Genomic DNA, 16010 nt, shown 5'->3' with positions numbered 1-16010 from the left:
CAAGATTAAAATACTATTGTTTTATTATCATATATAAAAATCCTATCATCAAACACTAAATCCAAGGCCTTAGAAAAAACATTTTTTTCTACATTACGCCCTGCTTGTTGCATAGCTTGCCAAGAATATTCATGAGTAACCGGTATAACATCTTGGGTAATAATTGGCCCCTCATCTAAATTATTATTTACAAAATGTGCTGTTGCACCTATAATCTTTACCCCTCTTTCATAAGCTTGCTTATAAGGATTAGCTCCTATAAATGCAGGTAAAAAAGAATGATGGATATTAATAATCTTCCCCTCAAAATTCTCTACAAAAGATGGAGATAATATTCTCATATATTTTGCTAAAACAATATAATCAAACTCATATTGTTTTAAACACTCTAGTAGTTTTTTTTCATGCTCTTGTCTGCTTAAATCCTGTGCTAAAATAGTATGAAAAGGTATGTTAAATTTATCCACTAAAGGTTTTAATACATCATAATTTGCAATAACTGCCTTAATATTTGCATTAAATTCTCCACTAAATTGACGGATAAGTAACTCACCTAAACAATGAGTTTCTTTAGTAGCTAAAACAATAATATCTTTTTTTCTTTTTGAGGTAATTTCAATTTGTGCATTATCAGGAAGCATAGCTTCAAGCGTTCCTTTAAAAGCTTTTATATCAAGCTCACCTTCTAAATGCGCCCTAAAGAAAAAACGATTTTCTCCAACAAATTCATCATTTTTTATAATATTGATTCTATATTTAAAAATAACATCTGAAATTCTATAAATCAATCCTTTTTCATCGCTGCATGAAATTTTTAAAATATACTCATTCATTTTTACTCCTTTATATAGTTTTTTAATTCTTGTAATTTTCTTTTTTCAAGTTCAATTCCAAGTTCTTTCCCACTAAATCCTTCCTTTAGTAAGTCATTGGCGCTAATTTTACTTTCAAAAGCATGATGGTATAAATTTATTTTTTTTGCTTGTGTTATACGCTCATTATTCCAAAGCCCAAGCCATTTGCAAAGTGGTATTTTTAAAGCAATTTTAGCTAAATTAAAATCATCAATTTTACCTAAAATAAATTCTTGTTCACATTTTTTTAAAAGCTCTTTTTTTAATTTTGTTTTTTTAAAAAATTCCTCTTTACTTATATGAAAAAAATTCAAATACAAATACAAAAACAAAGCCTCATCACAAATTAACTTTTGGCTATACTCTAAAAGTCTCTCAAATTCTTTATTACAACTTTGATAAAAAAAGATTTTTTCTTCTAAATTTAAAATTTTAAAATACTCATAAGCTTTATTTAGTCTTGAAGTTTTAAAAATTTTATAAAGTTCATTATTAATACGCTCTTTAGATAAATCGCTTATATCCATAGTTTGCATTAATTTTAAACTTTCTTTTGCAATTGTTAAATCAAACCTACATGCAAAAGAAATTCCACGAAGTACTCTTAAACTATCTTCAATAAAACTTTTATCATCAATATGTCTTATAATCTTTGCTTGCAAATCTTGCAAACCATTAAAAAAATCCAAAAATTCAAAATCAAAAATATTTACCATCAATGCATTAATGGTAAAATCTCTTCTTCTTGCTCCTTCTTGCTCATTATTACAAACTTTAACTTCAAAACCTCTATGGCCTGTAGAAATTTTATTTTCATAGCGTGCTAGAGCTAAATCAAATTTTTTATATTTATACACAAAAAAACTTCTTCCTACTCCATTTGCACCAAGTTTTTGCATAAGCTCATCAAAAAGTATAGGCTCAATATCATAAATTTCTATATCATAATCATCACTAGATAAATCTAAAAAAGAATTCCTTACACAACCACCTACTAAATAAACCCTTTGTGTGTAAGGCTTAAGTACATTTTTAATTCTTAAAAAATCTTGGTCATTTTTTAAGTCTATCTTCAATCTTTGCAAGTAAAAACTCTAAAAAAGTAATGGTCATATCTAGTCTTTTTTCCATATGCTCATCTTTGGTATTTTTTAATCCTTCAAATAAAACCAAAATACGCTCTCTAAGATTTTTCAAGAAAAATTCTTCATTATTTATAATGCTTTCTTCTTTTTCTTCTAAAGCTTCAACCTTAATAGCGACATTTTGTTTATCATCTTTTACTTTTACTTCTAAATCATCTAGTTCTTGGATTAGCTCTTGTGTAACCTTACTAATTTCTTCTTTGATTTTTTTCTCTTGAGTATTAACATTTTTTTCTTGAGTAATTTCTTCTACCATAGGGGCAAATTCATCGTTTTTATTTTTTTTATTATCTAACTCTGAATTAACTTCACTAATAGCCATTTTTGCTAAATCTTCTATATTCATAGTTTTATCAACCACCTTTTAAATTCATTAATTTCTTCTTCACTTTTCATATTGACAAAAAAATCAAGCATATCATAATTTAAATCTTCATGATTAGAACGCAAGCCACTCAAACGCCTTATAGCATCAATGGCATTTTTATTTTGTGGATCTTGTTTTAATATATTTTTATAAATCTCCAAAGCCTCATCTTTTAAGCCTTGTGCTTCATAAATAGAAGCCTCTGTTACTGTATATCGCATTATTAACTCACAAAAATAAAATCCTAAAATTCTAACAAAAAAGGCTTTAATTTATTTTTAATTTTCACTTAATCACAGGAGCCTTATATGCCAAAAATACAAAAATGTTAAGTATTATAGCTACTATAATAAGCATAATAAAGCCTGAAGTGAAATTTCTAAAATTATCATGAAGCATACCTATAATCCAAGGTGATTGAGCAGCTATTAAATACCCTATACCTTGTGACATAGCAGAAAGTTTAGCCGCTATGATAGAATTTGAGCTTTTGATAGCAATAAATAATAGCGAAATTGTAAAAACTCCACTAGAAGCAAAACCTAAAAAAATAGCCGCTAAAAACAAAATCGCTTTTACTTTAAAAAGAAAAATCATCATAAAACTTAAAAAATACAAAAACCCTAACATCACTATAGCAAAACTTTTAGCACGAGATCTAAGCTTTCCTAAAATGATAGGTAGTAAAAATGCCACAGGCATTCCTATGATTTGAGATAATAATAAAGCATTAGAACCAAAGTCAATTCCAAAGCCCTTTTCACTAATCATCACACTAAGCCATGCAAAAAGACTATAAGATAAAAAACTTTGTAATCCCATTACAATAGTAACTTTCCAGGCTGTTAAGTTTAAAAAGATATTCACTTTATTAATATTTTTCTTTTTAGGGCGTAATAATCTTTTATTTTTCAAATGTGGAAAATAAAAAATCAAAGCAATTAAAGCCAATATAGCCCAAAAAAACATAGCTTGAGGTACATCAAAAAATTTAAGCAAAGGAAGCGATAAGGCCACGCCAGCAATTGAAGATAAGCCTATAATTGATCCATATAAACCCATTATCTTATAAGTATTTTTAGAAAATTTTTCTTTTACAAAAGAAGGTAATAAAACATTAGCTATTGCAATGCCTGCTCCTATCAAAAAAACCCCAGAAAATAAACCTATAGTTCCTCCATAACTTCTAATAACTTCTCCAAAGACAATCAAAATTAAGGCAAAAAACAAAGCTTTAATTTGTGAAAAATACGCTACAAAAAACGATATAAGACCAAAAGCTATTAAAGGTAAGGTTGTTAGCATACCTGCTAAAGTAGAATTAATATTGTAATATTCTTGAATATGTTCTATCATAGGACCTATGGAAGTTATAGGTGCTCTTAAATTTAAAGCAAGAGTAATCACAACTAAAATATTAATCCAAAAGAATTTTTTATATGAAATTTGTGTGTACATGATTATTTTTGATTTAATATATTTTCAAGATATCTTTGTTTATCAGAATCGGTGTTTTTTTGCACTACTTGTTTTTTTTCTTTTACAACTTCATTCTCTTTGGAAAAATAAAAGTGATCAATGATAAAAATAGAAGAAATAATCACAATTAAAGGAATTAAAAAAATCATAATCAATACTTTCTAAAAACATTACCATAGTATTCTAAATTATCTTTTTTTAAATTTTCATCAAAAGTATTTGCCTCAAAATTTGCTTTTAAAATTTTTTCTCTTTCTTCATCCAAATCTTGATACGAAAATACCATATTAATACTTATCACCCCATCAAGCTGTTCTAATTGTCTATATGCTTTTAACTCATCATCTAAATTTTCACTTTCTATTACCACTATAATTTTTTTTTCTTGAGCTAATTCCACACTACAACATGGTGTTTGTTGAATTTGTTCTTTAAGTTTTTCTAATTTTTCCTCTTTAGTTAAAATCAATACACTAGAAAGATTCATCTATACTCCAAAATATAATTTTATCTTCATAACCAGCACTAATAAATTCATACTCGTTTAAAAATATAAGATATTCTAGCAAAAAATCTTTATTTTGGAATTTTTTTATTGTTTTTAAATTTTTAGTATCTATAAGCTCTATAATATTTTTTTCATTATCTCCAAAAACCGCTATAGAACCACTTTTATTTAGACTACAAGCATATATTAAAAAGTCTCTTTCTATGCTTTTTTCTTGATCATTTCGCACTATGCCTAATTTTCTATCAGTGCTACAACTTGTAATAATTGCATTTTTAAAATCAAGTTGATAAATATTATCTTTATGAAGATTTTTATAACTTTTTATTTTTTGCCACTTTTTCACATCAAAAAGTACTATTTCACCACTTTCAAAACCTGCTACTAATTGAGTTTTTGCCTCATTTAAAACCACATCACTTAAACTTGAGTTAGAGAAAGTAAAATTTTTTATAATATTTTTTGTTTTTAAATCAAAAAGCTCTATATTAGAACCTAGCAAGGCTAATAAAATAGTATCATCATCTAAAAACAAAGCTTTTTTTACTCCATCACTTAAAAGCTTATAGTTGTAAAGTTGTTTATTTTTATAAATACTAAGCCTTTTACTGCCAAAATCACCTTCACTTAAAATCAAAATAGCCCCATTTAAGTAATCAATACTATAAATTCTAGGGCTAAGATTTTCTTCGTAAAAATTTTTAATCTTATCAAGTTGAGTGATTTTTTGCATTTTTTTGTCTTTAATAAAATACTGATTTAATTCTCCATTATCAAGTCCTATAAGTAAACTACTATCAACAAGTTTTAAGGCATTTAAATTTGAATCAAGTTTAAGCTCATAACTAAATACATATACACTCATTAGTAAGATTAAAAATATTTTTTTCATAGTTTTATTTTACGCCTTCATTTAAAACATCTAAAAGATTAGATTTTTTCTTTAGTTCCTCATTTTTAAATTTAGCTTCAAAACTATTTCCTACTAAAGGTTTTGCATCGCTTTGTGGTACATGGCATTGTGTACAATTAAACCTTGCATCACTTATCATATCTTTAGTAGATTTGTTTTTTCTTAAGTCAAAATAATGGCTACTTGGAAGCGGAGTGGCTCCAACATCTTTAGCTATAGCTTTATCATGACAGCTTAAACAAATATTATTATCCTTAGTAATTGGAAGCATATCCTCTAAAGTATGTGGAATTAATGGCGGAGCATTTTCAAATGATCTCTCAATTAAAACAGATTCTCCAGCCATTGCTTGAGAATACTTTGCATCCAATAACTCTACATTTTCACTTTCTAAACTTGTTTTTCTTAAACCTATATCTTTTGAATCAACACTTTTAACAGCAAGTCCGCAAGCACTTATTAAAACAGCTGCTGCTAAGGATAAAAAGATTTTATTTTTCATTTTCTCTCCTTAAATTTATTATACTAAAACCTAAAGCATCATCACCGCAAACATCAACACATTTTCCACATCTTATACACTCACCTGATTTTACATCTTGATTTTCTTTACCTATCATCCAAAGCACTTGCTTTTCAGGACATATCCCAAGGCATTTATAACACTTAGTACATTTTTGTAAGTTATATCTTACTTTTAGTAATGAAAAATGCGAACTTAAAGCCCAAAAAGCTCCTAAAGGACAAAAATGCGAGCAAGTAAATCTTGGACTAAAAAATGTATCTATACAAAAAACAATCAAAGCTACAAAAAGCCAAGAAATACCGCCGAAAATAATTCCTCTTTGGATTATTCCTATATAAGAAAATTCCTCAAAAACAGGAAAGGAAAAAAGAAAAGAAAAAATCAAAACAAAAGCCAAAACATAATAACGCAAATTTTTATTTACATTAAAAATCCTTGCTTGATTAAAACCTAATTTACTTCTAATAAAATAAGCAAAATCAGTAATGATATTTACAGGACAAACCCAAGCACAAAACGCTCTTCCAGCAAAAATAGCATAAAATAAAAATACTATCAAAGCACCACTTAAAGCCATTAAATCTACTTGCAAACTTGCTAAAGCAAGTTGAATAAACGCAAAAGGATCACTTAGCGGCACCGAAGAAAATAAAACCGAAGAGCTTAAATTTCCTTTTAATATAAAATTAAATACACCAAAAGAAAAAAAAGTTAAGATAGACAATTGCACTATTCTTCTTAAAATAAGATATTTCATAACAATTCTCCATCATTAAGATAATCTTTAGCCTTGTTTTTATTGAAATTTTTATTTGTGTTTACATCTTGCAAGCGTTTTTCATCTTTTTCATCCCAACCTTTGATGTAATTATCCCCAGCTTTTCCTAAGACAAATTCTCTAGGTAAAACCCTAATAGCTGCTTTTTGTGTTATACAGGCTTTTTCACAAATCCCACATCCAACACACACTTCATGATCTACCACAGGTAGTAAAAATGCATGCTTTGCAGTTCTTTCATTGCGTTTTGTTTCAAGTTTTAATGCTTTATCTATTAAAGGACAAGCCCTATAGCAAGCATCACATTGAATTCCCCAATAAGCAACACAACTTGCACTATCAATTATAGCTATACCCATTTTTGTTTTATAAATTCCATCATTTTGCTCTAGATATTTATAATCTAGAGCATTTGTAGGACAATCTCTTATACAAGGTATATCCTCACATAACCTGCAAGGATTTTCTCTTGCCACAAAAAAAGGTGTACCATTTTTAGCACTATTTTCTAAATTTGCTAGTTTTAAAACATCATAAGGGCAAGCTTTTACACAAAGTCCGCATCGTATACATTTTGACAAAAACTCTTTTTCATCATCTGCTCCAGGAGGTCTTAAAAAATACTCCTGATTTGAGCTAAATGCTAAACTTGCTAAAAATGCACTTCCGCTTCCTATACATAAAAGCTTGAAAGCAAAGGCTAAAAATTCTCTTCTATTTTTCATTTTTATGCTTTAGTAATTTTTACGGCACATTTTTTGAAATCTGTTTGATTAGACAATGGACAAGTTGCATCTAGTGTAACTTTATTTATATACACATTCTCATCAAACCAAGGCACATACACAAGCCCTTTAGAAGGTTTATTTCTACCACGAAAATCTACTCTAGCTTTTACTTTACCACGGCGTGATTCTACCCATACAATATCGCCTTGATTAATTTTCATTGCCCTAGCATCATCTTCATTCATATAACAAAGCGCTTCAGGTACTGCACGGAAAAGCTCAGGAACTCTCATAGTCATAGTTCCACTATGCCAATGCTCTAAAACCCTACCAGTACATAACCAGAATGGATATTCTTTGTTCGGTCTTTCAGGTGCTTTCATAAATGGTCTAAAGAAAATTTTCACTTTATTTTTTAAGCTATATTTTTCTTTAGTTTGTGGAGCCAGTAAATCTCCTTTTGGTAATTCTTTAGCAAAACCTCCATAAAATGCAAAGTCTGAATTTGGAGCAGCTTTTTTAGCATAATAATCAAATTTAGTATTAAATCTCCATTGGGTTTCTTTACCATTTACTACAGGCCATCTTAAACCTCTTACTTTATGATAAGTATCAAAATCAGCTAAATCATGTCCATGACCCAAGCCAAATTTGCGGTATTCTTCCCATAGATATTTTTGTACAAAAAATCCATATCCATTAAATTCTTTACCATCACTACCTATAACTTTTCTCTCATCACCAAATACTTCAGAATTATCAAATCCTTTTGCAATATTATCTTTAGCTTTGAAAGATTTTGCTTCTTTATTAGCAAATAATACATCATATAAAGTATCATCTTCGCTATAACCCATAGCTTTAGCTTCTTCTAAAACACTTGGCAGAGTAAGTTTATCATTTACCTTAGTTTCACCCCAAACTTCTTTTAATTTAAAGCGTTTTGAAAATTCCATGATTTGCCAAGTATCACTCATAGCTTCACCTACAGGCAATACTTGTTGTTTCCAATGTTGAGTTCTTCTTTCAGCATTACCATAAGCACCCCATTTTTCATAAATCATAGCACTTGGTAAAATTAAATCTGCCACCTTAGCACTAATTCCTGGGTAACAATCACTCACAACGATAAAATTATCCATTTCTCTAGCCGCTGCTATCCAGTGATTTGCATTAGCTGTATTTTGCCAAGGATTATTTACTTGCACCCAAGCAAATTTGATATTTCCATCTTCTAAATCTCTCATGATTTTTAAGTATGGAGCACCTGGTTTAGGATTGATTGTTTTTGCCGGAACTTTCCAAATTTTTTCGCTAATTTCTCTGTGTTTAGGATTTGCAACGACCATATCAGCAGGTAAACGATGCGAAAAAGTCCCTACTTCTCTTGCAGTTCCACAAGCACTTGGTTGCCCTGTCAATGAAAACGCACCGCTACCTGGCTTAGCTTGTTTACCAAGTAAGAAATGTACCATATAAGCTTGTTCATTCACCCAAGTACCTCTTGTGTGTTGATTAAAGCCCATAGTCCAAAAACTTACAACTTTTCTATTTTTTTCTATATATAAATTTGCTAATTCTTGAAGTTTTTTCTTAAATTCTTCAATGCTTTCATCTTCATTACCTTTAGCAACTTTAGCAACATAATCAAGCGTATAAGGCTCTAATGCTTTTTTGAAATCTTCAAATGAAATTTCCCAATGCGCATCAGGAGCACTTTGGTGTTTCATTTCAAATTTATCACCTGTTTTTACTCCTAAATAAGCCAAAGATACCGCTTCTTCTTCATCTACAATAATAGCATTTTGTTTTGCTACTGTATCTTTCTCACTTGCTTTAAATTTAGGATGGTTTGGATTATTTCTCATTCCATAACCAATATCAGCATAGCCTGTTGTAAAGATACAATGTTTTTCAATAAATTCTTTATCCATAGCTTCAGGATGATTATAAACAATCTCTCTAGCGATATAATTCCAAATAGCTAAATCAGTATTTGGCTTGAAGATGATTTCAGTATCTGCTATATGAGAAGTTCTATTAGAAAAAGTAGATAAATTTACAATTTTGACTTTATCTAAATTACTTAATTTTCTATCACTTACCCTTGACCATAAAATCGGATGCATTTCTGCCATATTTGCACCCCAAGTAATAATAGTATCAGTAAGCTCTATATCATCATAACAACCAGAAGGCTCATCAACTCCAAAAGTTTGCATAAAACCAACAACCGCACTAGCCATACAATGGCGTGCATTTGGGTCTATATTGTTTGATCTAAAACCAGCTTTTACTAATTTTGCAGCAGCATATCCTTCTTGTATAGTATATTGACCACTTGCAAAAATTCCAATTCCTTCAACACCTTTTTCTTTGTAAGCTTTTTTAAATTGTTTTTCCATTTCATCAAAGGCTCTTTGCCAAGAAACTTGTTGAAATTTTCCATTTTTATCAAACTCACCTTTTGCATTTACGCGAAGTAAAGGTGTTACTAAGCGATCTTCTCCATACATAATTTTTGCATTAAAATAACCTTTAATACAATTTAATCCACGATTTACAGGAGCTGCTGGATCTCCTTTTACAGCAACAATTTTACCATCTAAACTTGCAACTAAAATTCCACAGCCTGTACCACAAAATCTACAAACAGCCTTATCCCAACGCCATTTATTCTCAGTATTAGCAAGTACACTACTTGGAACACTAAGACCTGCAACACCACAAGCACTAGCAATAGCGGTGTTTTTAATGAAGTCTCTTCTGTTCATTATATCCCTCGTTATTGTTTATTCAATGTATTTTAATACATCTAAAAAATATTACTACATTAATGATAAAATTTAAATTATAAAAAAGAATATTTTATAAGTATTTATAAATAGGAGTTTTTTAGTATATTTTTAAATATTTTTACATATTATAAACGCTAGTTAATTCTAGCGTTTTAATTGATTTACAATTCCAAGCATATCATCACTTGTAGTGATTGCTTTTGAGCCTGCTTCGTAAGCTCTTTGTCCTGTAATAAGATCAGTCATTTCCTCTACAAGTTGAACATTACTAAGCTCCACAAAGCCGTGTTTGATGACAGAAAAACCGTTCTCGCCCGCTATACCTGCAATAGGCGCCCCACTTGCATCAGTTTCTACTAAAAGGTTATCCCCTAAAGCATGTAAACCTGCAGGATTGATAAAATTTACAAGTTCAATTTGTCCTATTTGAGTTTCAGCTGTATTTCCTGGCTGCATTACTGAAACTGTTCCATCGCTTGCAACATTTATAGCAATGGCATCTTCAGGTATAGTCATTTCCGGTAAAAGTCTATAACCATCTGAATTTACTATGTTTCCTTCAGCATCTTTAGTAAATTGACCATTTCTAGTATAAGCTATAGTTCCATCAGGCATTTGAATTTGGAAAAAGCCATTATTACCAGCAATTGCCATATCAAGACCTGAAGTTGATGTTTGTTTTAAACTACCTTCACTAAAAATTTTACTTACAGCTGTTACTCTTGCTCCAAGCCCTACTTCAATGCCGCTTGGATGTTTTGTGGTGCTTGAGGTTGAAGTTCCTGCATATTTCATCGTTTGATACATCAAATCTGCAAATTCTGCACGCGATTTTTTATAACCTACTGTATTAACATTTGAAATATTATTTGAAGTCACATCAATTTGTGTTTGTTGCGATACCATCCCTGATGCTGCTGTGTATAATGATCTTAACATTTTATCTATCCTTAGTTTTATTTAGTACTTGCTAATTTATTAATAGCTTCTTGATTTAAATCATCCATATGAGATGTCATAACTTTTTGATACATCTCAACCATTCTATTTGCCTCAATTAACCCTACCATTTCTGTAACTGGATTAACATTTGATCCTTGAGTAAAACCTTGCTTAATGGCATTTGAATTTGGTAAATCTCTAATCTTGTTTAAATTATCAATTTTATACATATTATCGCCATCTTTTTGTAAATCTCTTAAATCATCAACTTGTGCTACAAATAATCTTGCAATATTTTGATTAGCTGCACTGATGATTCCATTTTTATCCACATTAATAAAAGAAGTGGAATCTCCTATGCGTATGCCATCATTTTCGGGATTATTAAAATAATCACTACTTAAAACTCTGTATCCTTGACGATTTACCAAATAACCCTCATCATCAAGTTGGAAATTTCCATCTTGACTTAATCTTATTTCACCATTATTTGTTTTAATCAAGTAAAAAGTATCTTCGCGAGTAAGAGCTAAATCCAAAGGATTATGCGTCATTTTCATAGAACCTACACTAAAATTTGTATAGACATGATTAACCTGCGGAACTCTATCTATAGTTGTATTAACAAATCTTGCAGCATCTCTTGTGTGATTTTGTATAGGTAACTCATCTTGAGTTTCTTTAAAAATCCTTTTAAAATCTGCAATAACAACATTATCTCTTTTATAGCCACTTGTATTTACATTTGCTAGATTGTTAGTTACAACATCTAAGCGATTAAATTGCGTAACCATAGCACCGGTGGCTTGATAATACCCATTTTGCATTATTTTTCCTAACTAAAATCTTAATTTTTCACTAACAAAGCAAAAGTCGTTCCAAAATATTTTTATTTGTTTTTAATTAATTTTTAGGCATAATATTTAGTTTTACACTCATTACTTAAATACAAGGGGTATCCATGGCTAATGAAACTAATGTTTTAGAAGAACTTTTCAAAGAAAATTCTAAAGATTATATCACATATGAAAAACTTGTCAAGTATTTTGCAAAGCTTCCAAACGCAACAAGTGCAAAAAAAATCCGTGATCTAATGGATAAATATAAAGTAGAATTAATCTCTTCAGCTGAAATTGCCAAAAAAAGAAATTTAGAAGAAGCAAAAAAGCTACAAGAGGAAAAACAAAAATTACAAGATACAAGTTTGGAAAATGAATTTGATTTAGCCAATGAAAATGATTTACTTGAGTGGAGCAGGTCAGACTCTCCTGTAAGAATGTATTTAAGAGAAATGGGACAAATTGCTCTTTTAAACAAAGATGAAGAAATTGAAATTTCTAAAAAGATTGAGCTAGGTGAAGACATTATCATCGATGCTTTTTGTTCTGTGCCTTATTTGATTGATTTTATACTTGATTATAAAGAACCTTTAATTAATAGAGAAAGAAGAGTGAAAGAGCTTTTTAAAAGCTTTGAGGATGATGATAAAAGCGATGATGATAAAAGCGATGAAGAAATAGATTCTGAAGAAGAAAACGAAAATGAGGAAAATGAAAATTCTAATGAAAAAAAACCTAAAAAAATAAATAAAAAAGAAGATGAAAGAACTCTAAAAGTCATAGAAAGCTTTAAAGCATTAGAAAAAGCAAAAAAAGAATGGTTAAAAACTATATCTACTATTAATGCAGAAAAAAATGATGATGAACTATTAGATAAACTCATAATTGCTTTTAAGAAAAATATACTAAAAGAAAAACTAATGGATCTAGGTCCAACATCAAAACTTATTTCTGAAATAGTAAAATCTATGGAAACAGCATTAAAAAGTGATGAGGAATTTGATAAAGAATTAAAACGCTTAGAGTATCGCTTACCAATGTTTTCAGAAGAATTAAAACAAAGACACCAAGATATTTTAAAAGATATTACCAAACTTAGCAAAGAAGAAATAGCCGAGCGTGCTTTAGAAACTACCATGGTAAGCACTTATATGGAGATTAAAAAACTCATTCAAACTAAAGAAGCTAGTCAAAATTCTTTTGATTTAGAAAAAGATCAGTTAAAAGAAATTCTAGAGCAAATCAAACGCGGTAAAAAAATATCTGATGAGGCTAAAACTAGAATGGCAAAATCAAATTTACGCTTAGTTGTAAGCATTGCCAAAAGATATACTAACCGCGGATTACCATTTTTAGATTTAATCCAAGAAGGCAACATAGGCTTAATGAAAGCGGTAGATAAATTTGAATACAAACGCGGTTATAAGTTTTCAACCTATGCAACTTGGTGGATTAGACAAGCTATTTCAAGAGCAATTGCCGATCAAGCAAGAACTATAAGAATTCCTATTCATATGATAGAAACTATCAATCAAATCAATAAAATCATTCGCGAATATTTGCAAAAAGAAGGTAAAGAACCGGATGTAAGTATTATTGCAAAAGAAGTAGGACTTAGTATAGATAAAGTAAAACAAGTTATTAAAATTACTAAAGAACCAATTTCCCTAGAAGCACCTATTAGCAACGAGGATGATGGTAAATTTGGAGATTTTGTAGAAGATAGAACCTCAATTTCACCTATGGATCACATCTTAAAAGATGATTTAAAAGAACAGATTGATGAAGTTTTAGATCAGCTTAATGATAGAGAAAAGGCTGTTATTAGAATGCGTTTTGGCTTAATGGATGATGAAAGTGATAGAACTTTAGAAGAAATCGGTAAAGAATTAAATGTCACAAGAGAAAGAGTAAGACAAATAGAAAGCTCAGCTATAAAAAAACTTAAACACCCAAAAGTTGGTAGAAAACTTAAAAACTACATAGAAGGTTGGAAATAATCCTTGCTAAAAAAGCAAGGATTAGCTATCTCTAAAAAGCTTCGTTGCTAAGTGCGTCGCCCTGCTGTGATCAGTATCTTTTTTCAAGGTATTAAAAATTCTACTAATATACTCTTCTAAAGTTTGTTGAGAATTGTTGATTTTTTCTGTCTCATTTAAAATAACCTTACGATATCTTCCCTCGTTGTCTAACTCATAAGCTAAATCATTGTCGCTTAATTGTAGTTTTAAAATTTGAGCCAATTTTGCACGAGAATGCTCATCAAAAATAGGAGTCATTAATTCTAGTCTTCTTTCTAAATTCCTTGGCATCCAATCAGCGCTTGAAATAAAATAATTTGGTGTTGTATGTTTAAAATATAAAATTCTAGCATGCTCTAAATATTTTCCCACTATACTTCTAACTCTTATATTTTCACTATATCCTTTTACTCCAGGTCTTAAACAACAAATTCCACGCACAATAAGATCTATTTTAACACCTTTGTTTGAAGCCTCATATAAAGCTTTAATCACATCACCATCTACCAAAGCATTCATTTTGGCTATGATTACCCCATCTTTTCCATAGCTTGCTTCAGTAGCTATCATATCTAAAATTCTTTCTTTGATTTGCTTTGGACTCATTGATAAAGTCTTTAAACGACGACTTTTGCTATATCCTGAAAGTATGTGAAAAAAAGTTGTAGTATCTTGAGAATATTCTTCTTTTGAAGTAAAATAACTCACATCAGTATAAATTTTAGCTGAACTTGCATTGTAATTACCCGTACTTAAATGATTATAAATTTTTAATTTATCCCCTTCTTTTCTAATCACTTGAGCTACTTTTGCATGCACTTTAAAACCAGTGATTCCATATACCACATGAGCCCCTGCATTTTCTAATGATTTTGCCCAATGCAAGTTATTTTCCTCATCAAAACGCGCTTTTAATTCTACCATTACAGTAACTTGTTTGCCATCGCTTGCTGCATCAATTAAAGCTTGAACTATGTTTGAATTTTTTTCTACTCTATAAAGAGTCATTCTTATAGAAACAACCTTAGGATCTTTACTTGCCTCTTTGATAAATTGATATACAGGCTCAAAACTCTCATAAGGCTGTATAGCCAAAATATCTTGTTTATCTATTGCACTAAATATAGATACATTATCCCCAAAAGGTGGTAAAATTTTTGGTGTATACATAGGATTTAGCAAATGTGTAAATTCTTTGTTGGAAATGATTTGCCATAATGAAGCTAAATTTAAAAGTATATTATACTCATAAATATCTTTATGAAAAATATTCATATGAGAACTTAAAAATTCAATCAACTGCTCATCTGCGCCTTTTTCTATTTGCAAGCGTATAAAAGCACCTTTTCTACGAAGTTTTAAACCCTGCTCTAAAATCAACATAAAATCATCAGCTTCTTCTTCTTCTATTTCCATATCTGCATTTCTAGTTACTCTAAAAGCAGCAGAAGATAAGAGCTTATAGCCAGGAAAAATATGCTCAGTATGATAGCGTACTATACTTTCTATAGGCACATAAATATTAGAACTTACTTGATAAAATCTTGGTAAAACCCTAGGTATGCGTATCATGCCAAATTTTAAAAGTTCAGGGTGCATAGGATCACAAAGTTTTACCGCTAAAGAAAACGAAAGGTTGTTTAAATGCGGAAAAGGATGAGTTGCATCAACTGCAATAGGCACTATCACAGGAAAAATATTAGAAAAAAAATGCTCATTACATTGCTGTTTTAAATCCTCATCAAGTTCTTCGTATGAGCGAATAAATAAATTTTCTTTTTCTAAATCTTGGGTAATTTTAGTAAAATACTGCTCTACTACATATTTTTCTTCATGTAGATAATTTCTAATAGCTTTAAGTTGCGCAAGAGGAGTCATTTCATCATTGCTTGTTGTGCTTATTCCTGCCACAAAAAGTTGTTTTAATCCAGCCACTCTTATCATATAAAACTCATCTAAATTTGTACAGTATATAGCAATAAATTTAAGTTTTTCAAGCAAAGGAAGATCTTTAGAGCATTGATCTAAAACACGAGAATTAAACGCAAGCCAAGAAAGTTCTCTGTTAATATACATTGATGGTTGAATTTGCATGATATACCTACCTTTATT

General features: G+C 29.8%; 16 protein-coding genes. 1 reads left to right on the top strand and 15 read right to left on the bottom strand.

Going from position 1 to position 16010, the window contains the following annotated elements; all coding sequences use genetic code 11:
- Positions 1-5 precede the first annotated feature (5 nt).
- The 14 genes from purU to L8V85_RS00355 all read right to left on the bottom strand — a co-directional run bounded on the left by purU (position 6) and on the right by L8V85_RS00355 (position 11865).
- A complete protein-coding gene (gene purU, locus L8V85_RS00420) occupies positions 6-833 on the bottom strand; it encodes a formyltetrahydrofolate deformylase (protein ID WP_133318739.1) in 828 nt (275 codons plus the stop codon).
- Between the two features lie 2 nt (positions 834-835).
- Positions 836-1939 (bottom strand): CCA tRNA nucleotidyltransferase, encoded by a 1104-nt coding sequence (locus L8V85_RS00415; protein ID WP_263737213.1) that lies wholly within the window; start codon positions 1937-1939, stop codon positions 836-838.
- Complete coding sequence (gene ciaD, locus L8V85_RS00410; RefSeq protein WP_263660994.1) at positions 1908-2345, bottom strand: effector protein CiaD; 438 nt, start codon at positions 2343-2345, stop codon at positions 1908-1910. The genes L8V85_RS00415 and ciaD overlap by 32 nt, the downstream gene beginning before the upstream one ends.
- The gene (locus L8V85_RS00405) at positions 2342-2590 is read right to left on the bottom strand and encodes a hypothetical protein (RefSeq protein WP_087691144.1); all 249 of its coding nucleotides are present in this window, start codon (positions 2588-2590) and stop codon (positions 2342-2344) included. Before L8V85_RS00405 ends, ciaD begins: the two co-directional genes overlap by 4 nt.
- A 61-nt stretch (positions 2591-2651) precedes the next feature.
- Complete coding sequence (locus tag L8V85_RS00400; RefSeq protein WP_263737212.1) at positions 2652-3824, bottom strand: MFS transporter; 1173 nt, start codon at positions 3822-3824, stop codon at positions 2652-2654.
- Between the two features lie 2 nt (positions 3825-3826).
- The gene (locus tag L8V85_RS00395; protein WP_087699327.1) at positions 3827-3994 is read right to left on the bottom strand and encodes a hypothetical protein; all 168 of its coding nucleotides are present in this window, start codon (positions 3992-3994) and stop codon (positions 3827-3829) included.
- A gap of 2 nt (positions 3995-3996) precedes the next feature.
- Positions 3997-4332 carry a chaperone NapD gene (locus L8V85_RS00390; protein WP_263737211.1) on the bottom strand — a complete coding sequence of 112 codons (336 nt, stop codon included), beginning with the start codon at positions 4330-4332 and terminating at the stop codon, positions 3997-3999.
- Positions 4319-5245, bottom strand: coding sequence for a WD40 repeat domain-containing protein (locus L8V85_RS00385; RefSeq protein WP_263737210.1), 927 nt, complete (start codon positions 5243-5245; stop codon positions 4319-4321). Before L8V85_RS00385 ends, L8V85_RS00390 begins: the two co-directional genes overlap by 14 nt.
- A gap of 4 nt (positions 5246-5249) precedes the next feature.
- Positions 5250-5768, bottom strand: a complete 519-nt coding sequence (locus tag L8V85_RS00380) for a nitrate reductase cytochrome c-type subunit (RefSeq protein ID WP_133318733.1) — start codon at positions 5766-5768, stop codon at positions 5250-5252.
- A complete protein-coding gene (napH, locus tag L8V85_RS00375; protein WP_133318732.1) occupies positions 5758-6549 on the bottom strand; it encodes a quinol dehydrogenase ferredoxin subunit NapH in 792 nt (263 codons plus the stop codon). Before napH ends, L8V85_RS00380 begins: the two co-directional genes overlap by 11 nt.
- Complete coding sequence (napG, locus tag L8V85_RS00370; protein WP_263737209.1) at positions 6546-7295, bottom strand: ferredoxin-type protein NapG; 750 nt, start codon at positions 7293-7295, stop codon at positions 6546-6548. Before napG ends, napH begins: the two co-directional genes overlap by 4 nt.
- Positions 7296-7297: 2 nt before the next feature.
- A complete protein-coding gene (napA, locus tag L8V85_RS00365) occupies positions 7298-10072 on the bottom strand; it encodes a periplasmic nitrate reductase subunit alpha (RefSeq protein WP_263737208.1) in 2775 nt (924 codons plus the stop codon).
- Positions 10073-10240: 168 nt separating this feature from the next.
- Positions 10241-11035, bottom strand: coding sequence for a flagellar basal-body rod protein FlgG (flgG, locus tag L8V85_RS00360; protein ID WP_133318729.1), 795 nt, complete (start codon positions 11033-11035; stop codon positions 10241-10243).
- 17 nt (positions 11036-11052) lie between these two features.
- Positions 11053-11865 carry a flagellar hook-basal body protein gene (locus L8V85_RS00355; RefSeq protein WP_133318728.1) on the bottom strand — a complete coding sequence of 271 codons (813 nt, stop codon included), beginning with the start codon at positions 11863-11865 and terminating at the stop codon, positions 11053-11055.
- Between the two features lie 134 nt (positions 11866-11999).
- Here L8V85_RS00355 and rpoD point away from each other — a divergent pair, with 134 nt between their 5' ends.
- On the top strand, positions 12000-13877 hold the full coding sequence (rpoD, locus tag L8V85_RS00350) for an RNA polymerase sigma factor RpoD (protein ID WP_263737207.1): 1878 nt from the start codon (positions 12000-12002) through the stop codon (positions 13875-13877).
- Between the two features lie 21 nt (positions 13878-13898).
- Here the strand turns inward: rpoD and L8V85_RS00345 are convergent, their stop codons facing one another.
- Entirely contained in the window at positions 13899-15992 is a 2094-nt protein-coding gene (locus L8V85_RS00345; RefSeq protein WP_263664387.1) for an RNA degradosome polyphosphate kinase, read from the bottom strand.
- Positions 15993-16010: the final 18 nt, after the last annotated feature.

This window comes from Campylobacter sp. IFREMER_LSEM_CL2090 (genome assembly GCF_025771865.1).
GTDB lineage: Bacteria > Campylobacterota > Campylobacteria > Campylobacterales > Campylobacteraceae > Campylobacter_D > Campylobacter_D lari_D.
The sequence above is the reverse complement of the archived record's forward strand: the minus strand, read 5'-3'. Positions and strand labels throughout refer to the sequence as shown.